Below are 23575 nucleotides of genomic sequence, written 5' to 3'. Positions count from 1 at the left end.
TGCGCCTGGAATCCTACTCCTCTGGTTGAGGTAGAGGGCACAAGTCACAGGTTGCTGAATCGGAATCCTGGATAGGGTTCGAGTCAGAGCCGATATCGCCAGGGGCTGCAACAGGAGATGTCGCAGAAACCGAAGCTTGGTTAGTCAAGTTACCATCACTACCTACCGGTAGCTCTGATGGTAGATACGTTCCTGTACGAGTTGCACAGACACTTCCACCGAAGTTACCTTCCAGGAATCCGTCTCCGTCCTCACAGAAACCACCAGCATTACAGGTATAACCTGCACCACAATCAACGTCAATCAGACAGGTTTTTGGGAAATCCAGCGAGAAGCTTTCATTCAAGGCCAAATCCTTATTATCAGTTAATATGACATCAAGTGGTGTATCACCGGTGTTACAGACATCCACTGAATAGTCTTTTTGCACAGCTACCAGGTTGCCTGTTTGTGTTAACGACAAATCGCAAAGCTTATTGACTGAGATCGCTGGAGAGAGTGATAGCGAATCACAACCAGTCGTATATTGATCTGCCGTAATGCTTGAGCTGCCAAATGTCACGAACGCATCGACAGTGTTCATACCGCCGTTAACGTCAGAGACATATTGCCCCGACACTTGCAGCACTTCGTTAGGAGCCCAGCCATCAGCACCACCAGTCAAGCTGCTTACCGCAGGTGTCAACTGGAATGCAGCACCGTCACTAGGTTGGTCATCAATAGTAATGACTTCACCAGCGCCAATGCTACCAACACCGCTATTGGTCAAGCTGATTGTATAATCAATCGTGAACTTGTTATCGGCGGTTAAGGCAGAAGCACTACAGGTTTTTGCCACCTCAATACTACACAATGGGAACTGACCTCCGAGGAAGTCTTTCAACTGTGCAGTCTCAGAACGTGAAGAACGTGTTTCAATTAGGAAACTACTGAAACAAGGAGCTTCGTTTACTCCAGCGTTCAACAGGGCCTGAGTCACATTTAACCTTCCTTCAAACAGTGATTCATGAGGATAGGCATCAGGGATTCCTGATTTGTTCTCATAAGGCCACAGACCGTTAGCCACTCCTGCCAACTCTTGGTTGTCATTGGTAATTGCACAGGCTACACCAGAGTCGGTAGCCGTATTACATTTGGAACCTGCGTCGCCTGATGAATATAACAGTTGTAGATTATCATCGACGTCACCACCACTATTCACCCAGCGCATTACTTGTACGAAAGGCTGAGCATTAGTGCCTTGTGGGTATTCCATCACAATAAATAAATCATTTTCTTTATGCTCTCCGGTAAAACGGTTGTTACCATCAGGGCCGACCTGATCCTGAAAGAACCAGAACCCCATAATGGCATCACCATTATTCGCGTAACGCTCTGCACCGAAGTAAAAGACCAAATCATTACCGCCGCCCATTTTTGGAAGAAAATAAGCCGCTGCATAACCATTTCTCAGATCATCCTTATCAGGTACAGAACCATCTTTGTACCACCATTGCGTAACATCTTCAGTGTCTTTCGAACCACCTTTCCAGAATATGGTTGCCGGTGGTAAATCACTGACCACGCCAGTAGCCACTGCGGCAGAACTTACGCCTAAATTGATATTTTGCCAGTCATCCAGAGCTGTGTCTTTTATCGCATTACCATCCAATTCCACGCTATCCGCCGGGTCCAATGCAAAAGCACTGGTTGCCGTAAATAACGCCATTGAACAGGCAAGCGTCCATCGTTTAATGTTCATAGTAAATTCTCCTTTTTTGATCCTATGAATACCGACCTTCCAGTAGTCGACGTCGTCGATTCCAGGTCAGACACAAGTAATACAAGCAAGGAGCGTGCCAAAAATGGTAAGTGTTTTAAAAGTAAGAAAAAGGTTCATTAAAGATGAGTTTTTTGAATGGGTGATTCGTAGTATCAGTTGCAGATATGGTACAGCTTATTGTTCACATAATGGAAAGCGCTTAAAAACAGCTAGTTAGGAAGCATTTGGCTGTTCCACTTTTGAAACATTAATTATCCAGAAATCACTAAATATCACTGACTGATAGAAAAATCATAAGAATATTATGGAGTTATATTTTTCCTAAAATTGGGAATCATATTTCAACAGCAACATTAATAGACTTTAGGTCGGGGCCTGTTTATATGTTGTACCTACTCCCCATACAGTTGCTTCTGCTTTTGCACAATCATTTCGCGCAAACTGGTGCCTTCTTCAATTTGTAAAATATCCAGCAAAGTATCTCGCTTCTGACTATCTTCGATATCATCAAGATACAGACCCAAACGCCCCATCATGAAAGTTGCAGTAATCGGTAAAACAATTTCCAGAGTGTCCTGATCAATGCCTGTTCTTCGTGAAACACTGGTTGCCAGGTCACGGCTAACATCTTTTTCTTTAAGTATATGACCCAGAATATAGTTACCGTTATCGACCGCTTTTGACTCTATGATCTGATGAGGGTACTTCAAAAACTCTTCGCTCTTATTGCGACCCAGGGCATCCATTAAAGCATCCAGCCCACCGTAACTAACATTATCCTGCAAACCTTTAAGCATTGCCTGCAGATATAGCTCCATCACCCGATGTAGCTGCTCCTGGTGTAAGTTATATTTAACACCAATTTCCTGCAATGGCCTTTGATCCGTTGGCCGATCATCATTACCAAATATGAGCTCCATCAGTGTTATCATTGCTTTCTCCTGCTCCAACTTAAGGTCAGAATTTGAACTTTATAACTCCACTATATTCCTGAAAATCGATATAATCAAACCCCATTAATAGCACCTCCTTAGCTCCTGACTTAGGTCAACTTATTGATATGCCAGCCAAATCAAAAAAGATTGCACAACAAAAATTAGAGGCACCCACCCAGGATCGAATGCAGCACTTTCGGCAGCAGGTGTATTACTGGGTTAAACAAATCCCTGTTGGTAAAGTCAGTAGCTATGGTCGAATTGCAAAGCTGGCTGGCTTTCCACGTCACGCTCGACATGTCAGCAAAGCACTTGGTTTAGCGCATAGTGACTTAGACCTTCCCTGGTTTCGAGTGATTGGCTCGGATGGAAGAATCGCTTTTCATGCTGACAGTGCTTATTACTCTGAGCAAGAAAAACGATTAAAAAAGGAAGGGGTAAAGTTTGTCAAAGGTAAGGCCCCAGCAGATTGTTTCTGGTCACCGCATCCAAACGATGAGGGTGACATTGCCGCAGAAGAATTCTTTAAGTAATGAGCCAGCGACTATTTTCGGTCATGTTCTTCTTTGAACGATTGGCAATCAAGGCACAACTCTGTTTCAGGTGCGACTTCTAGGCGCTTCGCGCTGATCGGCTCATCACATTCAAGACAAAAACCATACTGTCCTTCCTCTATACGCTTAAGTGCTTTTCTCACTGCAACTAATCGTTTTTTATCACGCTCAACACTTGCTTCGGACATGGCCTGATCCATCAACGCAGTACCCCGCGAAACACGTCCAAAACGCGCCTGGTCTAACTCCACTTTTTCACCGACTTCTTCAGCCAATCCCAAAGCTTCTACTAACTCTTTTTGGATAAGCAGTAACTCTTCTCGGTAATGAGCAGTTTTCTTGTCGTTGATCATGATTCACCTACTATATTAGTGCAGATGGCTTAAATGGGAAATTTCATCAAACTTTCTAAGCAATTCGATTAATGATTTCAGTTCCGGTTGGTCTTTATAAGTCTCTTCTGCGATGGGTGTAATTTGTGCTGGGCCTGGAGGCAAGCGCTCCTCTTCTACATACTCACGCATTTTTGGCAGGAACACAAACTGTAACCACTCTTCTAGCTGCAACGTATCCACACAAAATGGCATGCTGCTCTGCAATTTATGATGTCCTGGATGTGACTCTGACCATAGCTCAAGTTCAAGCATATGCTCTTCAATCCTATCAAATATTTCTATGTACTTAGTAAGCCAATCGATACTACTCATCATTAACCTCTTGAACGTCAAGTCGCTGTCCTTGATATTTGTCAGGCCAGAACTCCTTAATAACTTTATTCCTATCTGAAAAACTATGACATGAATTCAACACGTTATTACTTATTGGAAAGCGACCATCCTCTGAAAAGTTCAAGTATGGATAAATAGTCTGAATTGCAGTGGTCGCCATTGGTCTTAGTAATTCTAACAGGTGTGAGCAGCCTTCAACACCACCTACCAATTCCTTAGCTTTTTGCATCCAGCCACGCCCAACCTGCAGACCGATTAGACTTTTATAATTATCCTCAATCTGCGAGCAAATGCTAAAGGGTGTGATTGGCATGGCCGCCTCAATATTCTTTATCACCAACTGGTCATCCAAAGTTAACCTTAACCACAGTTCATGCACTAATTCACCCGGTTGCAACACACCGCGCTGCAGGGTTGGAAACGGATAACCTTTATCATCAGTCAGGTGCGCTTCAATATCCCACAAGCCATCGTCTCTCAGATAGCCGTCGCATTGAATATTTCGATAATGAATCGGTTTACGATTGTTTGGTTTTGATAGCGCCATATCAGATGCCAATTAATGTTTTCATCTTCAAACTATCATAACCTAGTTTGGTTCTTTCATAAAAAAGCTTGGGCATAAAAATCTGGACATAAAAAAAGCCCGCCGAAGCGGGCCTGTATCATATTGGCTCAATTTGACCACTCGTAGGGTCTATTGACCTTTGAGTTTCAAGTTTGAGCCCAGGGAGAGACTAACATCGTTATTGTTATTATAACTTCCTATAGCTAAGACAATTTGCTTAGAAGTTAAACTTCACACCAACTCGTGCAGTTCTTGGTTTATCAGGGCGTGCTCCATAAGGCTCGCGTGCAACAATCGAGTCATCGTCTAACAGGTTGTCAATTGTTGCGTAGATGCTGGTGCTATCGTTGATATCAAACTCAGACGCTAAATCAACGATAAAGCGATCGTCTGTTTGTTGGAAGGCGCCACAAGCTGGCTTAGTACAAGTGCCATCAACATAGTTCAAGTTAGTGAAAATATTCCACTCTGAGTTGTCATAACCGAACGATAATTGCATTTGATTTTCAGGGATGTATGGAATTGGCTGACCATTTTCCACAGGGCCCCAGACATTACTATCAAAAGTCGAAGCAAATTCAGTGTCGGTGTAGGTGTAGCTGAAACTTCCCAGCCAGTTCTCAGCGAACTTGCCTACAACACGTAACTCAAGACCTTTTACTTCAGCAGCACCGCCGTTGAATCGGTCGCCGATTTCATCAATGCTACAGCCACTATTCGATAGAGTACACTCGCCTAACAGGTTGTCATAATCACTGTAGAAAGCGATCAGCTCACTGTTATAGCTTTCTCCGGCAAAACGCACACCCATTTCGTAGTTCCAGCTTTCTTCTGGTTTGTCCGTAGGGCTGTTTCCAGGAGGTGCAAAACCTTTATTCACACCAAACAATAAACTGGTGTTATCGCTTAATAACCACAAGGCACCAAAGCCAGGCAGCACTTCTGAGGCGCTGTTTGTGCGAACACTTGGCGCTGCGCTGCGGTCGGTTGCATTAGCCCAATCTTCGCGCTTTAAATCCACGTCTTCGTAACGAACACCAGGTGTAAAGATCCAGTCACCGTAAGTAATGGTGTCAACTAAATAGTAAGAGTTTGCTTCTGCTGAAGAAACACGATTACCGGCTGTGCCCCAGGCATCTGCCTGATCCAACACTAATGTGCCATTTTCCTGAATGAAGTAGCTGTTGCGCTGGAAGCGATCTTCTTCATCTTCATGAACACGCAAGCCTAACTGCAAGTCATGTTGCGCTTCGCCAACAGTGAAATCCCACTCGAAACTGGCCTGAATGCCTTCGCTTATATAGTTACGATTATTGTCTGTAATTTCAATGCGGTCATTAGGCGAATCCGCACCATCCAGAATAGACTGGAAGTAAGTCGCATTGCTACCACCGGTATTAATTTCATTGATAATGCTTGACCAGCTATAACGAGTTGAAGTACCTGGGTTTAGTGGGTCATCCATAATGAAGGCACCAGTCTTATACCAGTTACGTGCCGTTTCATTGCGATACGCAGTGACACGCAAGTCAAAACTGTCGCTTAAATCAGCGTAGTAGCTCAATACATATTGGTCATGCTCACCGTCAAAATTATCCAGCGCTGAAACGCCATACATGCGGTATGGGTTAGCGGCAAAATCAGCGTCGGTCAAACCTAAGTAAGACTGATCCGAATCTTCAGTTGAGTGCTGGATTTTGACATCCAATTGCTGATAAACGTCAGCTGAGTAATCTGAGTTAAAACGGAACTTAGCAACATAATCGTCTTTGTCGAAGCCTGTTTCATCGCCATGACGGTCAATCGTTTTGAAACCATCAGTAACGTGTTTGTTAGCTTCGATCAGGTAACCAAAATTATCGCTGCTATCACCATAATAAGCGTAAGCACGGCGTTCATTGTTCTCACCAAGCTCTAATTTTAGCTGCCCCTGGGCATCGACTGGAATCTGACGAGAAATCAGGTTAACAGCACCGCCCACAGTGAATGGGCCGTATTTAATAGCGGCTGGGCCTTTCAATACCTCGATACCAGTAATACGGTCAAAGGTTGGGAAATAATAAGCTGACGAAGCTGAATAAGGCGCTGGAGCGATTAACACACCATCCTCCATCAGGGTAACGCGACCTGAGCGGCCCGTTCCCGTTCCACGAATACCGATATTTGGACGTAAACCCAAGCCATCTTCCAGTTGGATATAGACGCCCGGTACTTGCTGTAATGCACGGTTAACGTCGGTATATTTGAATTCTTCTAGCTCAGTTTCTGAAACCACGTGTGCAGAACCTGGCACTTTTTGCGCTGCCTGGCTATCGCCAATGATTTGGATGGTTTCGACTTGATCACCTTTTTTAAGGTCGTCGGCTAAAGTTGCTTGAGATGCTGTAAGCGCAATTGTCATAGCAACAGTTAATGCGCTGAAAGAGAAACGAGGTTGCATTGTCATACCCTGTATTATGTTTGTAAGTGAACAACGCGCGCATTATAAATCTAAATGAGAATAGTTATCAACAGCATTCTTATTTATTTTTAGGCTTTTTTGACAATTTCCGCTGTAAGGTTCTTCGATGCATCCCCAAGGCTCTGGCGGTTGCAGAAATGTTGCCCTGATGCTGGGCCAAGACAGATTGGATATGCTCCCACTGTAACCGCTCAACCGACAGAACATCTTGTTGCATCCCAGCATCACTACTCTTTTCCGATTGGTCGACAACCTTCTGCTGACTCGACTCAGGTAGTTCAATTGACTCTTGAGTAAGTGCATTCAGTATCTGGGTGGCATTGGCAGGTTTGGGCAGGTAGTTATCTGTGCCCAGCTTCATCGCCTGTACCGTGGTTGCTATGCTGGCATAACCGGTCAGCACCAGAATACTGGCCTGCGGATATCGTTGGCGCAGTTGCGGCAAAATGCTTAAGCCCGACTCACCATCCAGATACAGGTCCAGCACTATCGAGTCGAAATCCTTGCCCAGCTCAGGATCTGACGCCTGTTCGATAGTACTCACATGAGTGCAGCTTATTCCCCGCTTTTGTAGCGAGTTTTGCAGCACCTGAGCAAAAACCTCATCATCTTCGATCAGAAGCAAATTACTGGTCATAAACTAGCTCCTGGTTTTCGCTGTAACTTGCTGCTTAATAGGTAAACTTACTGTCACCACAGCCCCTTGCGGATGATTTTCTATGTGAATGGTGCCATCCATCAATTCAATACTGGCACTGGATATCAGGCTACCGGTGCCCATACCCTGCTGTGAATTAAAATTAGGCACAAAGCCGTAACTCTCTAGCTGATGCTTAGCCAGGCCTTCACCATAATCAAAAATTTGTAGAGTAAGGGATGGCTGACCAGCATGGTTCTTATCAATCTCGCAGGCCAGCTTGATACGTGACTGTTGATTAAGCTCCGAAGCCTTAGCGGCGTTATCCATGATATTAAGCAAGGCGCTGTTAAAACCAAGGTGGCTGTTTAGCTGATACAGATTGCTGTTGCAGTCAGACCCAGCATCCAATTCCAACCTGACTTCCGGATGCAGCAAGCGGAAACTGGAAGCAACCTGACTTAACAAGTCACTCACCGAGATCGTTTGATACTGGCGCTGCTTTAATTGTTCGAACTGCGCCTGAATACTCTGCGTAATCTTCTGGCAGCGACTAATCTGCTGCTCCATTAACTTTTTATCATCCGATACGGGCATATCATCAACCATCACCGCCATACTGGAAAGCGGAGTATTCAGTTGATGTGCCGCATCAGCTGCCGAAACACCCAATGCCAGCAAATAATCATCTCTGAGTTGTCGTTGCTTCTGCTGTTCTAACTCCAGCTGCTGGCCTCGGGTTGCCCGCACCAGACGACTGACCAGGTAATACAGCAACAGCGCACTGGCAATAAACACCAGCCACATGCCGATAAGGTGTGAAATGAAGCTTTGATGAGCTTGATGTTCTGATACCACACTTAACAGTAGGCTATAGCCTGCGATAGCGATCACTAACAAGCTTAGTGCGTAGCGCGACTTGAGCATCAAAGAAGCGGTAGCTACCGGTAATAGCAAAAGTGAAATCAAGGGGTTGGCAATACCGCCTGTAAGATAGACGTATGCAATCAGTAACAGCGCATCAAGTAGCAGCGCAACAAAAATACCCAGCTCACTAACGGTTGCGCGGCTGATAACGAGGGTATGCAACAGTATGGCTGTTTGCACCGACAGAATGACCCAAACCACGGGGGACGGCATTTGCTGCAGCCAAAACAGGTAAAGTACCTGTAGTAATAGTGCAAAGCCCCTGCCCCAACTCAGTGGCGTCATAATTTGTTGGTTAAAATGTGGCATCGTCGGCACGACTCTCGATTCTACATTAGCAAATTATAATGTATAACATTGAATTCCCCTAATTGGGCATAATTAGTCACAGCATAGGGACTTGTTACCAGTAACTGCGCTATCATAAAACACTAGAGAAATTATAGGAGTATCACGATGTATAAATGGCTTTCACTGATCCTGATCACTTTAACGCTAACAGCATGCTCGAACGAAGAAAAAGAGTCCGACAAGCTATTGTCGGACTATAAAAACCAGCAGCTGGATAAAGCCAAGCAAGTTGAGGAGGAAATGCAAAAGCGCGTTGATAACCTTGATCAACAATTAAAAGACGCCACTGAAAACAAAGAAGACGACCAACCTAACTAAAACTTACCATGCCACGATCTAACTTAATCACCGCCGCAGGTGCGGTTCGCCTACGCAATGAACTTGCTTACTTGTGGAAAACACTGCGTCCTGAAGTTACCCGCGCCATCAATGCGGCAGCAGCGGAAGGCGACCGCAGTGAAAATGCCGAATATATTTACCGAAAAAAACAACTGCGTGAAATTGATCGCCGGGTGCGCTACTTACAGAAACGCACAGCTGATCTAAGAGTTATAGAGCACACTCCACAAGAGAAAGATAAAATATTCTTTGGTGCTCAGGTTTCATTAGAAGATGAGAATGGCCAGGAAATTATTTACCGCCTGGTTGGTTCTGACGAATTTGATCACAAACCACATTACATCAGCATCGATTCTCCGATGGCTCGCGCTCTGTTAAAAAAACAGATTGATGATGAAGTTAAACTAAGATTGCCAGATGGAGAAAAGCTGTTCTGGATTATGGGAATCGAATACCCATCACCGCATGAAGATTAAAACTACAAACGATAGCTAATGCTGACCGATCCAAACTTGGCATTGCCTTTACGTTCTTCAAAAGTGCTTGTAGTTTCTGCCAATGAAAACAACAGCCCCCAGTTTTTCCAGTTCCAGACAAAGCCGGTAGAGTAGATCAGCCGTTCGTTCTTGATGGTAACAGAAGGACTATCTCGGAACGTATTTCCATCTACAAAAATATCATTGAAGACATAGCGCGGTTGAACACCAAAGAAGACGTAATACTCTTCAGTATTGGTACCCGCCAAAGGGTTAATTTCACGTCCCGGCAATACGCTGATGGAGGCATGGCTTCGCTGGAGGTTTAAACCCCAACGTACCATGTAAGTTCCGGCGATATACGAGGAAAAGTTACCACCACTTGCTTCAAGCATGCCGATAAAGTCAACACCATGCCCATCGCCATTACTGATTTCATGCCGCCAGCTGCGGCGTGCCTGTAAGGCAAATACTGGCTCATTATGTAACTGATAATCCCAGCCCATTGGCTCGTCAGAACCGGTAATTTTATGTACAGCCTTTTGAGATTGCTCCGCAAGCGATGCAGGGCCAACCATACCGAGTATCAGGCTAAATTGTTCGGCACGACTTTCAGTCCAGGAATGGATGGTGCCACGCCAACCTAAAATCCCAGCATAAGGCAAGTCATTCGGCTCAAAATTAGAGTTAGTAATATCGGAAGGTGTCTGAATTCCCTGAAAGATACTATAGGTCGCAGCATTAAAATGCTGAGTGTCATCGTGAATACCAAATGCGTGTGCCATTGATTGTAGCCATTCTGGACTATCGGTCTCTTCCATGGTCTGGAAAGGCCCTCGTCCCCAACTGACACCAATGCCATTAGTATAGCCACCGTCGCGACCAGCAAATAAATCATTCTCAACGGTAATGGTTACAAAAGTATCGGGGTCATCTAATTCCTGTTCAGCGAAAGGAACCTCACCAGCTGCGATAGATAATGGGATAAAGCATAACGCAAGCGTAGCAACTGCAGTCTGCATTGTTTTAGCTGACATACTACATCCTTCTATTGGGATTATAAATTTTAGTGCTTACCTCGGTTTTTGAATTTATCTTTAACCTTATTAACCACTTGCTCAGAATAGTCCCCATTTTTCACTTCCTTGCGGATCGTTTCTTCGACGATGTTCATAGCATCATCTATCGTCATATACCCTTTTTTATAAGAACGACGATGTTTAAATAAATTAATATGGTGATCGCTACGTCGGCCCCAGGCCATCAATCGGTCCCAATAGGAAGGCTTAGACTTGTCGCGCTCACCAAAGTCTAAAATATAGCAGAAGAGTGCAACTGGGATTAAGACGAAATCGCGAATAGCGTCTATGCCTAATTTGACTTGCAATAGGATTAACTCTCTGGTTCTGTCCCAGGTATCTTTATTGACACTCGAATCATCTTCTTCATGCTCAGCATCAAGTTCGATCAAGTCTTTATTATCAGAATGTTTGTCCATTGTATTGTCCTCGCCTTGCTGTAATTAGGCCACTTGTCTTATTACAGTCTTTTTCCAAAACCTTTATTAAATAATTCTCGATTAATTTGTTTTTCTTCATCATTTTTTTTAAGCAAAACATAAACCGAGCCTAAACCACCATGTTGCTTCTGTGCCGAATGGAATGCCAGCACAGCACTATGCTGTTTCAACCAATGATTGACATGACTTTTTAAAACTGCCTGTGGATGGCTACGTTCACCTTTGCCGTGAGTGATTAATACTGCGCGTTTTCCACGCTTAAAACTACCACTCAGGAAATAAAACACATCTTCACGCGCTTCATTCACACTGCGTCGATGTAAATCTATATGCGCATCAATAGTATATTTCCCAAGCCGTAACTTTTTATAGACACCCTCTTGAACACCGTCTTTTTTATATTCAAGCCAATCATTTGGCAACACCGGCTCAACAAAATCTGTAGTCAGGTAATTGGGATCCACATTAGGCTTACGACCTACAGCAGCTTCGCGCCTTGCCTGCTGTGCGATACTTGGGCCTTCATTGGCTTTATGCAAATTTACCCGATCATTTTTAAGGCGCTGAACGTCGGACAACTCTTTTTTAAATAGCTCAAAATCATCTTGTGACATACACCACCTCAATTAACGCAATATTTACAGACTATTTCTCATTTCTTCCAAAGCTTCCCAGCGCTCAAACTTTTGCTCCAATTCTGCTTCAAGTTGCTCCAGCGCTTGCTTGGTTTCGGCAATTGTATCGCCATCCTTTTGATAAAATTCAGGATCGCTCATTTGCTTATGCACCGCTTCAATTTTTTGCTCAAGATCTGCTAGCAATTCAGGTAACTTATCAAGCTCAAGCTGATCTTTATAACTCAGCTTCTTGAGCTTCTTCTGACCCTTGTTTGACGCTTTAGTTTTTGGTTCAGAGTCTGTTTGTTTTTCCTGAGCCAACTTAGCACTCGAAGTACTGCCTGCATCACGCGGCTTTTGTCGTAACCAGTCGTCATAACCGCCTACGTACTCTTTAACAATACCATTTCCTTCAAAAGCGATTGTGCTAGTCACCACATTATTCAAAAAATCACGATCGTGAGAAACCAGCATCAAAGTACCTGGATAGTTATCCAACATTTCTTCCAGCAATTCGAGTGTCTCAATATCCAGATCATTGGTCGGCTCATCCAGAATTAATAAATTCGAGGGCTTAGCCATGATTTTAGCGAGCAGCAATCGATTTCGCTCACCACCTGACAAAGCGGTAATGGGTGCTCTTGCACGCTCAGGAGTAAACAGGAAATCCTGCAAATAGCTGATAACATGACGTGGCTGACCATTAATGGTCATCAAGTCTTTACCACCAGATACATTGTCCATAGCCGATTGCTTCTCATCCAACTGGGCGCGATGCTGATCGAAATAAGCGATCTCTAATTTGGTACCTAATTTTACGTCGCCCTCATCTGGCTTTAACTCTCCTAGCAAAATATTGATCAGGGTGGTTTTACCGACACCGTTAGGTCCAATAATACCAATCCGATCACCACGCATAATCAGAGTCGAAAAATCATCGACTAAGGTTCGTCCTTCATATCCATGGTGGATATTTTTGGCTTCGATAACCTTCTTACCCGATGCTTCCACATCTTGTGCTTGCAGCTTTACATTGCCAATCAGGTTACGGCGCTCCGCACGCTCTTGTCGCGCAGCTTCTAGTCTGCGAACACGCCCCTCGTTACGAGTACGGCGAGCTTTGATCCCCTGACGAATCCAGACTTCTTCTTGAGCAAGTTTTTTATCGAAATCCTGATTTTGCTTTTCTTCCGCCGCCAGCTGCTCCGCCTTTCGACGCAGAAAGTTTTCATAGTCGCCAGGCCATGAGGTCAATTTGCCGCGGTCTACTTCAACGATTCGAGTCGCCAGATTTTTCAGGAATCGACGATCGTGGGTAATAAACAGCAAACTGCCTTCGTAGGCTTTCAGGAAGTTTTCCAACCATTCGATAGACTCTACATCCAGGTGGTTGGTTGGCTCATCAAGTAATAAAATGTCCGGCTGTTCCACTAACGCTTTAGCCAAAAGAACTCGTCTTTTCATACCTCCGGACAGCTCATCGAAAGATTTTTCGGCGTCGAGACTCAAGCGATTAATCACGGTCTCGACTTTCTGATCCATTGCCCAGCCGTTAATTTCTTCGATTTTTTCCTGAACACGCGCCAATTTCTGCATCGATGCATCGTCAGTGGATTGGATTAAATGATGAAATTCTCGAATTAACGCCCCCGCTTCGCCCAGACCTTCCGCGACAACGTCAAATACGCTGCCACTGGTGCCGGATGGCACTTCTTGAGTCAGTTTGGCGACTTTTATGCCCTGTACAAAGCGAATATCACCATCATCAGGGATAATTTCGCGGTTGATGACTTTAAGTAGGGTCGATTTGCCGACGCCATTACGCCCAATCAGACAAACCCTTTCTCCGGGCTCCATGGTAAAATCGACTTTATTCAGCAAGGCAGGACCGCCATAGCTGACTTCAACTTGTTGTAGTGTTACTAATGCCATTAAAATGATACTTTTGGTGTTTTCGCTATTTTAACGTAAAAGATTGCCGATGACTTGCCCTCTTTGCTTGAACCATCAAACTTCGCACTTTCATACCGACAAACAGCGAGATTATCTACACTGTGAGGTGTGCGATCTGGTCTTTGTGCCACAACACCAACTTCTCACAGCAAACGATGAAAAATATCAGTACGATCTCCACCAGAACTCACCAGATGATGAGGGCTATCGCCAATTCTTAAATCGCTTACTGTTACCATTAGCGGAATATCTTCCCAATAACGCTCAAGGACTCGACTTTGGCTGCGGGCCAGGCCCTACCATTTCAGTAATGATGGCTGAGCGTGGCTTTATTATGAATAACTATGATCTTTTTTATGCCAACCAGCCAGAGCTGCTTATGCAGCAATATGACTTTATTACCGCCACCGAGGTCTTTGAGCATTTATACCAACCTTCCAAGGTGATTCCACAGCTAGTGAATATGCTCAAACCTAAAGGAGTGCTCGGCGTCATGACCAAGCGCTGGATAGATAAAGACGCTTTTAGTCGCTGGCATTATAAAAACGACCGAACTCATGTCTGCTTCTACTCTGACAACACCTTTCGCTGGATCGCAGAGCAATGGGATTTAACCTTAAAACTCATCGGGGCTGACACACAACTTCTTTTTAAAGCATAAAAAAGGCGGACTCATTGCAAGAATCCGCCCAATAGCTTTCAAACAAAGTTCCAAAGGATATTTAAGGGGTGTTTAACTCTTTAATTCAAAAAATTTCAGTTCTTCAAAATTTCAATATCACCATTTACCGTATCGAATGACAAGCTAGCACCACCACCGTTGTAAGAACCATTCATCTCGGCGCCAACATATTCACCTTCGTCTACTTCAATACCAAAATCATTACTCAGATCACCATTTAAAGTTTCTGAAGACAATTTAAATGAAGAGTCGGCAGGCGCATAAACTGCTATATCACCATTTACGCTATCAGCTTTAATTCTTTGCGAAGAACCTAAGCGAGCCATACGGATAATAATCTTGCCATTTACCGTATCGGCAGATACATCACCAGAAGAGCCTTCAATGGTAATCTTGCCATTAACTGCATCAGCCTGAACATCGCTATGCATGCCAACAATAGTGATAGCTCCATTGACCGAATCAATCGAATTCAGCTTAGCTTTATTAGGCACCTTCAAGACAAAGTCCACTTCTCCAGAACCACCGCCCCAATTAAACATACCTGAACTTTTGAAATCCACTTCAACATCAAAGTCCTTGTCAGTGTGATCAATAATCACTTCAATCCGTTTCAAATCTTTCTCATTATCGGCAGTTATGACGTATTCAAGAGCGATTTCATCTTTATCCCAACCGCTAACTTCAATACTTCCGTTAATATTTTCAACGGATACAGAGCCAGTAGCATTGAAGTCATAGGTTTGCGAAAAGCTTTTGCTTTCTTCCGCCTGACTAGCTGTTCCAAAAACTGACAAAGCCACTATGGCACTTGTGTAAATTAATGTTTTCATTGTTAACCCTCATTTTGTTAATACACCTATTGGATACCAATTACTGACAAAGGGTTTAGTCACTTACTGAATATTTGAAAAAAAAGCCCTCAGCAGAGGGCTTTTGTAAGCACGGAGCTACTTGTCTCCTTTTTTCTTCTTGAGGAAATCACCAAGTTTATCTTCAAGCTCGTCTTTCACCTTATCTTCCAATTCCTCTTTCTTCTCATCAATTTTCCCCTGATATTCCGCTTTGAGGATTGCTTCATAATCGATATTGGCTTTTGGCTCAGCCCAGGTCCCTTTTAATTCAAAAGGTAACTTTTTCCCAGCCAATTTCGGGTATTTCGCTTCCACCTGCTCTTTTAAAGCACCTTTTAGGACCAACTGAAAGCTGCCACCAATAGATTCCTTGTTGGCATCGGTTGTTGCCTTACCGAGCAAATCAAACACTGGTGAATTAATGGCAAAGTTTGACAGGTCAATGACACCATTATTGGCTTTCAAATCACCTTTCAAACCGGCAAAAACTGTTTTTCCACTGTAACTTTCTTTGTTCAAAGTTTGCAGACTTAAACCTGAGGCAATCAGTTTTTCGATATCAATGCCCATTAAGGCACCGTCTGATAAGTTGATATGGCCGGTACCATTAAGGTTTTGTAGCATTTGCTTAACGTCTACACCTTTGGTCTTCATATCAAGATCTAGAGCACCAAGCCCAGACAGGCGCTCAAAGCCAAAGAAAGCTGCTAGCAGGTCTCCTATTTGAATATTGTTCAAATCAGGCTGGATGGCCAATGCTAGTGGCTTGCTGGCAAAATCCACACTGGCAGTGGTGGCTAACTCACCTTGGAAAGCCTGAGCCTTAAATGGGTCAAGGTGTAAAGTAGCACCTTTATTAAAAATATTGGCTGACACCTGGGTAAATCTGGTGTTTTTCAAGTTCAAACTGCCAACTGTCAGGTCACCCTGAATACGCGACTTTTTCAGGAAGTCGGCAACTGGCGAAAAATCAGCTTCACCTTTTGCTGTGGTTTCTTTTTTGCCACTTGTTGCCATCAACAGATCAAGCGTCAGGCTGTCCGCATTCATACTGACCTTAATGTCATTCATATCCCCTAAGCCTGCCGAAGCTTTAAATGTTACCGACTGGTCATCGAGAGTCACCGCACCCTGGTGCTCAATCAAAGTGCTCTTACCGCCCATAGCCACCGATAAAGTTCCGGTCAACCCAACGGTCTGAACTGTACTTGAAACATTGTCGACACTGGCATCCAGCTTTTGTACATTAATCTGCTTAAAGTCGGAACTGACTTTTAAATCCCCTTCAAGAGCCCATTCTATCGCCGGCTTATTCACTTCGGTTGAAATTTTACCGCTGGCATTAACCGGCCTGAACTCCCCTGGACGAAAATCTTGGATAATGAACTGATCTAAGGTGATGCTTTGGCTCTGTTTGTTAGTGGTATCAAACTGATTAACGGTAAAGTTATTAAGCTCCAGCTTTTGCAGACTTAAATCTAAAGCCTTTGCATCAGAAGCTTCCTTAGCGGTATCTGCAGTCTCTGCTTTTTGTAACGCTTCAGTAAAAGCTTGCAGGTTTGATTTACCTTGCGGGCCACTAGTCATATTCAAGGTTGCATCGCTCACAGTGACCGCACCAACTTCAATATCACCACTGAATAAAGGCATTAATTTAATGCTGGCAGACACAGCGCCAATCGTTAGAGCTGGGTCTGTTTGTGGAAATGCAGGAGGTTGCGACAAGCTAATATCACCAGTTTCAATCGCCAACCATGGGAAAAACGATAAGCTTAAGTCCTGTTTAATCACTAATTCAGCACCTGTTCTCTCATTAACCTGCTTAGTCAGTGTTGTTTTCAGTTGATCACTGTTGAAAAAAATCATTAAAGCCACGGCCGCTACAATAAATAGGGCAACCACTGCTATCACGAGCCTGAAGCTCCATTTTAGTAAGGTTTTCATTTTTAAATCCTGTAAAAATCAATCGGTTACCATTAGATTAACAGTAATTATTGATAGTTCCCGCATCTTTTGCCAAAAACTTTGAACTTTTCATAATAATAGGTGACAAACTTAACAGATAAGTTGTCATTGTTAGTTCATGGAAAGTTACTTTTTAGACAAGCTTTTAGACCTAGTTCTTAGAACCCTCAGACCTAGTCCCCCTAAAAGAGTTAAGGCCAATCGAAAGATTGGCCTTTTTATTTTCTCGCTTAGATTCTTAAAAGCTTAGATTCGGATGTTGATTTAAAAAGATATCAGGAGTTAGTGTCTTTATCCGACCAGGAGTCGCGCAGAGTTACAGTGCGATTAAAGACCAGATTATCTGCCGAAAACTCATAGCGATCCGCAGTAAAATATCCCTCACGCTCAAACTGGAAACGATCTTCAGGATTAGCCTGTGCCAGACTCGGCTCAACCATTGCCGTAATCACCGCAAAGGAATCTGGATTGAGGGCTTCCAGGAAATTGTCCATTGCTCCCGGGTTAGGCACATTAAATAAGCGATCGTATAAACGAACGGTTGCTTTTTTCCCGTGCTTGGCTGAAACCCAGTGAATGACGCCACGAACTTTACGACCTTCCGGATTCTTGCCTAAAGTATCTGGGTCATAAGTACAATGAAGTTCCTGAACTTCGCCATTCTCGTCCAGAATCGCTTCGTTAGCTTTAATCACATAAGCATTACGCAGACGCACTTCTCCGTCTTTGACTAAACGCTTATATTTTTTATTGGCCGACTCTCTGTAGTCTGCACGGTCAATATAAACTTCGCGACTGAATGGCAACTCACGCGTCCCCATTTCTTCAAACTTAGGATGATTGTTACCAGTTAAGATTTCTTCTTTGTCTTCCGGGTAATTGGTGATAACCACCTTGATCGGATCAAGCACAGCCATCCGACGCTCAGTCGACTTATCCAGATCGTCACGCACATTATCTTCCAGCAAGATCATGTCGGTAACACTATTGACCTTACTGATACCAATCGCATCGCAGAAGTTACGGATCGATGCTGGCGTATAACCACGACGACGCATACCTGAGATAGTTGGCATACGAGGATCGTCCCAGCCATCCACGCGCTTTTCTTCGACCAGCTGGGTCAATTTACGCTTTGAAGTAATCGTATAAGCCAGATTCAGGCGTGAAAACTCAATTTGCTGTGGATGACAGTCAATGGTGATGTTATCCAGCACCCAGTCATATAAAGGACGGTTGACTTCGAACTCAAGGGTACACAGTGAATGAGTAATACCTTCCAGCGCATCAGAAATGCAGTGGGTAAAATCATACATCGGATAAATGCACCACTTATCGCCGGTGCGAATATGATGGAAGCGCTTGATGCGATACAACACCGGATCGCGCATCAACATATTCGGATGCGACATATCAATCTTGGCACGCAAGACCATTTGTCCATCAGAAAATTCGCCAGCTTTCATGCGCTTGAACTGCTCTAAACTGTCTTCGATCGGACGATTGCGGTATGGACTCTCTTTGCCTGGCGTTTGAAAGTTACCGCGGTTTTCTGCGATTTGCTCAGCAGGTTGTTCATCCACATAAGCTTTGCCTTTTTGAATCAGCTCTTCGGCAAAGGCATATAACTTGTCAAAGTAATCTGAAGCATGATGTACTTCACCTTGCCATTCAAAACCAAGCCAGTGCACATCTTCCTGAATCGCTTTAGCAAATTCTTCACTTTCCTTTTCCGGATTGGTATCGTCAAAACGCAAATTACAGGGCGCGTCATAGTCACGTGCGATACCGAAGTTCAGGCAAATCGACTTGGCATGACCGACATGCAAGTAGCCATTCGGTTCAGGCGGGAAACGGGTATGCACTCTGCCATCATTTTTGTTATTGGCAATATCTTCGTTAATCTTGTTACGAATAAAATTGGTCGGAGTCGTTTTTTCCGTACTGCTCGTAGCATTAGTCGTAACGTTGCCTGTAGTCTTGTCAGTCGCTGAACTCATGAATCTGCCATTAGGCGCTAAAGTGCGCAAATTAAATAAATGTCTAGGATAGGTGGGGATTTTAGCGATATTTACAAGCTAATGCGACACTTGAACCGCGCCAAGCACAACTTTTTCACTCAAAACCTCAACTCGACAAGCTGTGAGGCTGGCGCTTTTCTTTTCAGTACCAATATAGGACAATACAACCAATTATTTCACCCAACCTTGATCTATACTTATGCCTGCAAAGAATGCACCAGCAAAAAAAACGACCAGCGCTAATTTCGAGAACCAGTTACAAGAGCTGGAGTCTATTGTTGAGCAACTTGAAGGGGGCGAACTGCCCCTTGACGATGCCCTCAAAGTATTTGAGAAAGGTGTTAAATTGTCTCGTCAGTGCCAAAAGTTACTGGCTGAAGCGGAACAAAAAGTAACCATTCTGATGGACAATCAGGAACAAGCTTTCGAAGTTGACGACGAATAAGCTCAATTCTCAATGACTACTCACCAACAACTTGAACACTGGCAAGACCGGGTTTTTAAGATATTAAACACGCGTTTACCCAGTGATGACACCAATCCACAAAGTTTACACCAGGCCATGCGCTATGGTGCTCTTAACGGTGGCAAACGTATTCGTCCAACACTGGTGTATATGACCGGGCAGGCTCTAGGCGCTGAACTTATCGATTTAGACAGCCCAGCTCTAGCAGTTGAATTGATTCATTGCTATTCATTGGTGCATGACGATTTGCCAGCTATGGATGACGATGATTTACGCCGCGGTAAACCAACCTGTCATATTCAATTCGGCGAAGCAACCGCTATTCTGGCCGGTGATGCTTTGCATACTCAGGCCTTTGAAGAGCTAGCCAGTCATCCATTTTCGGCCAAAGCCCAGCCGCAGCAACTACAAATGATTCAATTACTGGCTCAAGCCAGTGGGTCGCTTGGTATGGGCGGCGGTCAAGCCATTGACCTGGAATCGACTTCGAAAATAATAGACTTGGCAACACTTGAGCAAATGCACCGTATGAAAACTGGTGCTTTGATCAAAGCCAGTGTGCTTTTGGGCGCTTTATGTGCCGGTAAGCTCAACCAGCTGGAGCAAGATGCACTAGAACGATATGCCGACGCCATTGGACTGGCCTTTCAGGTTAAAGACGACATTCTGGATATTGAGTCCGACACCACCACCCTCGGCAAGCCGCAAGGCTCTGATCTGGCCAAGGACAAGAACACCTACCCTGCCCTGCTCGGCCTTGACGGCTCTAAGCAGAAATTAGAGCATTTATTGGATTTATCCCTACAAGCACTGGCTAAGTTGCCGTACAATACCGACTCCCTCGCCGAGTTGGCGAACTATATAGTCTATCGTAATGCTTAATTACCGCAAAACCCTATGAGCTCTGAAAAATACCCTTTATTAATGCACATTGACTCGCCTTTCGACCTCAGGCAGTTGGAAAAGTCGCAACTGGCTGAAGTTGCCGACGAACTGCGTCAGTACCTCATAGACACTATCAGTCAATGTGGTGGCCACTTTGCTGCTGGCTTAGGTACAGTAGAGCTTACTGTTGCCTTGCACTATATGTTCAATACGCCGGATGATCGCATTGTATGGGACGTAGGCCATCAGGCCTATCCTCACAAGGTTCTGACCGGTCGCCGAGATCAGTTACAGACCATTCGTCAAACTGATGGTCTGCACCCTTTTCCGGTACGCACCGAGTCTGAATACGATACATTTGCCGTAGGTCATTCTAGCACCTCAATCAGCGCAGCTTTGGGTATGGCGCTGGCAGCCAAGCAAAAAGGCGAGGACCGCCATTGTGTAGCAGTAATTGGTGACGGTGCTTTAACTGGCGGCATGGCTTTCGAAGCCATGAATCATGCAGCGGATACGGATGCTAATGTGCTGGTTATTCTGAACGATAATGAAATGTCGATTTCAGAGAATGTCGGCGGCATGAATAAATACCTCGCCAAGTTATTGGCCGGCCGTTTTTATCAGCGGGTTCGTGAAACAGGCAAAAAAGCATTACATAATATCAAGCCACTTTCAGATTTCGTCAGTCGTGCCGAAGAGCACATGAAAGGCATGGTCTTGCCTGGGACTCTATTTGAAGAATTAGGTTTTAATTACAATGGCCCAATTGATGGCCATGACCTGCCAACGTTATTAAATACCCTCAATAATATTAAAGAGCTGCAAGGCCCTCAGTTTCTGCACGTCGTCACGCGCAAAGGCAAAGGCTACGAGCCAGCGGAAAATGATCCCATTGCCTATCATGGCGTGCCGATTTTTGATCCTAAAGATAGCAGCCTACCGAAAGGTAAAAAGCCCAAAACCTATTCCAACATCTTCGGTGACTTCCTTTGTGATATCGCCGCCAAAGATGAGCGCGTTGTAGGCATTACCCCTGCCATGCGTGAAGGCTCTGATATGATTCGCTTTTCGCGCGAATTTCCTGAGCGCTATTATGATGTGGGTATTGCGGAACAACACGCAGTAACCGTGTCTGCTGGCCTGGCCTGCGAAGGTCTCAAACCAGTCTGTGCCATTTACTCAACCTTCCTGCAACGCGGCTACGATCAACTGATCCACGATGTCGCGCTGCAAAATCTTGATGTGCTGTTTGCGATTGATCGTGGCGGATTAGTTGGTGGCGATGGTGCCACACATAACGGCGCCTTTGACCTGAGTTATCTGCGCTGCATTCCGAATATGGTCATAATGGCACCAAGCGACGAAAATGAATGTCGCCAGTGCTTATACACCGGTTATCTGTATGAAGGCCCGGCAGCAGTGCGTTATCCGCGAGGCATGGGCAATGGCATAGAACCTGAGCAAACCCTCACCCCATTCCCGATGGGTAAAGGCAGCATCAAACGTCGCGGCGAGAAAGTCGCCATCCTGGCCTTTGGCTCAATGGTTAAGATCGCCATGGAAGCGGCAGAAAAGATCCACGCCACAGTTGCCGATATGCGCTTCGTAAAACCGTTAGACAAAGAGTTAATTAGACAGCTAGCTGAAACCCACGAGCAATTCATCACCATCGAAGAAAACGCCACCATGGGCGGTGCAGGCTCAGCCATTAATGAATTTCTGTTGAATAATAATATTCAAATCGAAGTTAAAAACTTAGGAATTCCCGACAGGTTCGTTGAACATGGCGACACCAGAGAATTGTTACAAAGAATACACCTGACAGTTCAATCTATTACAGAGCTCAGCCCTGCCCCTCCTAAAGAAGGTTGATACTCCAAGACTTATTTCAAGATGATAGTTCACGTACAAAAAAACCAGCTAGTTGCTGGTTTTTTTGTACGTTAGCATTACTTTAACAATTACCACCATTACAAGTTAATGCACCTTGAATATCAACATCACCTTCAATAATGATTTTTCCACCTGGCTGTAAAATAATTTGAGCTTTATTGGCTGCACCAGTTGTCTGATCTTTAATCGCAAGACTGTCATCCCCTAGCATTGTAATCCTCCAAGTTTGCCCAGACGTGCTATTTTTAACTCTCATCAATCCTCCTGCTGAATCTCTAATAATCGCAAACTCTTGGTCCGCAAGGATCGAGCGATTATTATTGGCTGACGAGCGAATATCTAACGCGGCTGAACTATCTGGTGTGCTTGTACCAATACCTACTGAATCTCCATTCAGATAAAGTGAATTGGCGGCAGCTCCTGGCTTAATTCTAAAAGGTAATGTACTTCCATTGGTAACATCACGAATAAAAAAGTTGGCTTCATTGCCCGCAATATCCCAAGTCTGAGGAGTCCAGCCACCAGAATTATCCTGCTCTAATCTTACTGTAGGTGTGTCGCTATCTACTGAGTGTATTTCAGTCGCAGGAGCATTTGTTTTGATACCGATCCGACCTGTTGCATCAACTACTAATGAGTTCGACGGTGCCGTGGCTTCAATTCTAAAAGGAACTGTAACAGCAGTAGAATCCTCGATGGAAAAATGGCTTGATTCTCCACTGCCTGTATCATTAATAAGGATTCTCCAGTCAGTAAGTGGGAAAGAACCAGTACTACTTGTGTCATCAAAGTGGATTCTCAAGTTATTCTCTTTCAATCTGACAGTATCGAAACCAAAGTTTTCGCCATTAATACAGTCTATGCCAACACAATGACTCCCTTGTACGATTACATCATCTGCATGTACAACATCTGCTTTAGCATCCATACCCACAACAGCTGTAAAGACAGCTAAACCAATTACACATTTATTATTAAACAT

23 protein-coding genes are annotated in these 23575 nt (G+C 44.3%); 7 read left to right on the top strand and 16 right to left on the bottom strand.

The genetic code is table 11. The features are described from left to right. Positions 1-13: 13 nt before the first annotated feature. Both KKOR_RS02535 and KKOR_RS02530 read right to left on the bottom strand, forming a co-directional pair. Positions 14-1741 (bottom strand): hypothetical protein, encoded by a 1728-nt coding sequence (locus tag KKOR_RS02535; protein ID WP_012800439.1) that lies wholly within the window; start codon positions 1739-1741, stop codon positions 14-16. Between the two features lie 413 nt (positions 1742-2154). Then, positions 2155-2694 (bottom strand): DUF937 domain-containing protein, encoded by a 540-nt coding sequence (locus KKOR_RS02530; RefSeq protein ID WP_012800437.1) that lies wholly within the window; start codon positions 2692-2694, stop codon positions 2155-2157. Between the two features lie 128 nt (positions 2695-2822). Here KKOR_RS02530 and KKOR_RS13320 point away from each other — a divergent pair, with 128 nt between their 5' ends. Beyond that, positions 2823-3230 carry an MGMT family protein gene (locus tag KKOR_RS13320; protein WP_012800436.1) on the top strand — a complete coding sequence of 136 codons (408 nt, stop codon included), beginning with the start codon at positions 2823-2825 and terminating at the stop codon, positions 3228-3230. Positions 3231-3241: 11 nt separating this feature from the next. Here KKOR_RS13320 and KKOR_RS02520 read toward each other — a convergent pair whose 3' ends face one another. The 6 genes from KKOR_RS02520 to KKOR_RS02495 form a co-directional block, all read right to left on the bottom strand. Then, positions 3242-3604 (bottom strand): TraR/DksA family transcriptional regulator, encoded by a 363-nt coding sequence (locus KKOR_RS02520; protein ID WP_012800435.1) that lies wholly within the window; start codon positions 3602-3604, stop codon positions 3242-3244. Positions 3605-3619: 15 nt separating this feature from the next. After that, a complete protein-coding gene (locus KKOR_RS02515; protein ID WP_228638718.1) occupies positions 3620-3961 on the bottom strand; it encodes a YqcC family protein in 342 nt (113 codons plus the stop codon). Continuing rightward, positions 3951-4526, bottom strand: a complete 576-nt coding sequence (locus KKOR_RS02510) for a DUF2889 domain-containing protein (protein WP_012800433.1) — start codon at positions 4524-4526, stop codon at positions 3951-3953. The genes KKOR_RS02515 and KKOR_RS02510 overlap by 11 nt, the downstream gene beginning before the upstream one ends. A gap of 238 nt (positions 4527-4764) precedes the next feature. Then, positions 4765-6987, bottom strand: a complete 2223-nt coding sequence (locus tag KKOR_RS02505) for a TonB-dependent receptor family protein (RefSeq protein ID WP_012800432.1) — start codon at positions 6985-6987, stop codon at positions 4765-4767. A gap of 79 nt (positions 6988-7066) precedes the next feature. Then, positions 7067-7645 carry a response regulator transcription factor gene (locus KKOR_RS02500; protein ID WP_012800431.1) on the bottom strand — a complete coding sequence of 193 codons (579 nt, stop codon included), beginning with the start codon at positions 7643-7645 and terminating at the stop codon, positions 7067-7069. Positions 7646-7648: 3 nt separating this feature from the next. Continuing rightward, a complete protein-coding gene (locus tag KKOR_RS02495) occupies positions 7649-8881 on the bottom strand; it encodes a sensor histidine kinase (protein ID WP_012800430.1) in 1233 nt (410 codons plus the stop codon). 147 nt (positions 8882-9028) lie between these two features. Between KKOR_RS02495 and KKOR_RS02490 the strand changes: the two genes are divergently transcribed. Together KKOR_RS02490 and greB are read left to right on the top strand one after the other, a co-directional pair. Further along, positions 9029-9241 carry a hypothetical protein gene (locus KKOR_RS02490; RefSeq protein WP_012800429.1) on the top strand — a complete coding sequence of 71 codons (213 nt, stop codon included), beginning with the start codon at positions 9029-9031 and terminating at the stop codon, positions 9239-9241. A gap of 8 nt (positions 9242-9249) precedes the next feature. Further along, positions 9250-9738: a transcription elongation factor GreB gene (gene greB, locus KKOR_RS02485; RefSeq protein ID WP_012800428.1), complete on the top strand. Its 489-nt coding sequence runs from the start codon at positions 9250-9252 to the stop codon at positions 9736-9738. A 2-nt stretch (positions 9739-9740) separates the two neighbouring features. On the opposite strand, the gene KKOR_RS02480 is transcribed toward greB, so the two are convergent. Genes KKOR_RS02480 through uup form a run of 4 tightly spaced genes read right to left on the bottom strand, consistent with a single transcriptional unit; the run spans position 9741 to position 13806 of the window. Then, positions 9741-10775 carry a lipid A deacylase LpxR family protein gene (locus KKOR_RS02480; protein ID WP_012800427.1) on the bottom strand — a complete coding sequence of 345 codons (1035 nt, stop codon included), beginning with the start codon at positions 10773-10775 and terminating at the stop codon, positions 9741-9743. A 29-nt stretch (positions 10776-10804) separates the two neighbouring features. Further along, on the bottom strand, positions 10805-11236 hold the full coding sequence (locus KKOR_RS02475; RefSeq protein ID WP_012800426.1) for a hypothetical protein: 432 nt from the start codon (positions 11234-11236) through the stop codon (positions 10805-10807). A 41-nt stretch (positions 11237-11277) separates the two neighbouring features. Beyond that, positions 11278-11871, bottom strand: coding sequence for a DNA endonuclease SmrA (gene smrA / locus KKOR_RS02470; protein ID WP_012800425.1), 594 nt, complete (start codon positions 11869-11871; stop codon positions 11278-11280). A gap of 24 nt (positions 11872-11895) precedes the next feature. Beyond that, positions 11896-13806, bottom strand: coding sequence for an ATP-binding cassette ATPase Uup (uup, locus tag KKOR_RS02465; RefSeq protein ID WP_012800424.1), 1911 nt, complete (start codon positions 13804-13806; stop codon positions 11896-11898). 49 nt (positions 13807-13855) lie between these two features. Between uup and KKOR_RS02460 the strand changes: the two genes are divergently transcribed. Further along, complete coding sequence (locus tag KKOR_RS02460; protein WP_012800423.1) at positions 13856-14488, top strand: class I SAM-dependent methyltransferase; 633 nt, start codon at positions 13856-13858, stop codon at positions 14486-14488. A gap of 95 nt (positions 14489-14583) precedes the next feature. On the opposite strand, the gene KKOR_RS02455 is transcribed toward KKOR_RS02460, so the two are convergent. The 3 genes from KKOR_RS02455 to KKOR_RS02445 all read right to left on the bottom strand — a co-directional run bounded on the left by KKOR_RS02455 (position 14584) and on the right by KKOR_RS02445 (position 19328). Continuing rightward, complete coding sequence (locus KKOR_RS02455; RefSeq protein WP_012800422.1) at positions 14584-15342, bottom strand: DUF4097 family beta strand repeat-containing protein; 759 nt, start codon at positions 15340-15342, stop codon at positions 14584-14586. 117 nt (positions 15343-15459) lie between these two features. After that, positions 15460-17307 (bottom strand): AsmA family protein, encoded by a 1848-nt coding sequence (locus tag KKOR_RS02450; RefSeq protein WP_012800421.1) that lies wholly within the window; start codon positions 17305-17307, stop codon positions 15460-15462. A 296-nt stretch (positions 17308-17603) separates the two neighbouring features. Continuing rightward, positions 17604-19328, bottom strand: coding sequence for a glutamine--tRNA ligase/YqeY domain fusion protein (locus KKOR_RS02445; RefSeq protein ID WP_012800420.1), 1725 nt, complete (start codon positions 19326-19328; stop codon positions 17604-17606). A 220-nt stretch (positions 19329-19548) separates the two neighbouring features. Here KKOR_RS02445 and KKOR_RS02440 point away from each other — a divergent pair, with 220 nt between their 5' ends. From KKOR_RS02440 to dxs, 3 genes are read left to right on the top strand one after another with little or no spacing between them, the layout of a single operon-like run. Beyond that, positions 19549-19794, top strand: a complete 246-nt coding sequence (locus KKOR_RS02440) for an exodeoxyribonuclease VII small subunit (RefSeq protein WP_012800419.1) — start codon at positions 19549-19551, stop codon at positions 19792-19794. Between the two features lie 12 nt (positions 19795-19806). Further along, positions 19807-20697, top strand: a complete 891-nt coding sequence (ispA, locus tag KKOR_RS02435) for a (2E,6E)-farnesyl diphosphate synthase (protein WP_012800418.1) — start codon at positions 19807-19809, stop codon at positions 20695-20697. A 15-nt stretch (positions 20698-20712) separates the two neighbouring features. Further along, complete coding sequence (gene dxs, locus KKOR_RS02430; protein WP_012800417.1) at positions 20713-22572, top strand: 1-deoxy-D-xylulose-5-phosphate synthase; 1860 nt, start codon at positions 20713-20715, stop codon at positions 22570-22572. Between the two features lie 82 nt (positions 22573-22654). Here the strand turns inward: dxs and KKOR_RS02425 are convergent, their stop codons facing one another. Beyond that, positions 22655-23575, bottom strand: a complete 921-nt coding sequence (locus tag KKOR_RS02425; RefSeq protein ID WP_012800416.1) for a hypothetical protein — start codon at positions 23573-23575, stop codon at positions 22655-22657.

Source organism: Kangiella koreensis DSM 16069 (assembly GCF_000024085.1).
Classification (GTDB): domain Bacteria; phylum Pseudomonadota; class Gammaproteobacteria; order Enterobacterales; family Kangiellaceae; genus Kangiella; species Kangiella koreensis.
This window is presented reverse-complemented; position numbering and strand designations above follow the sequence as displayed.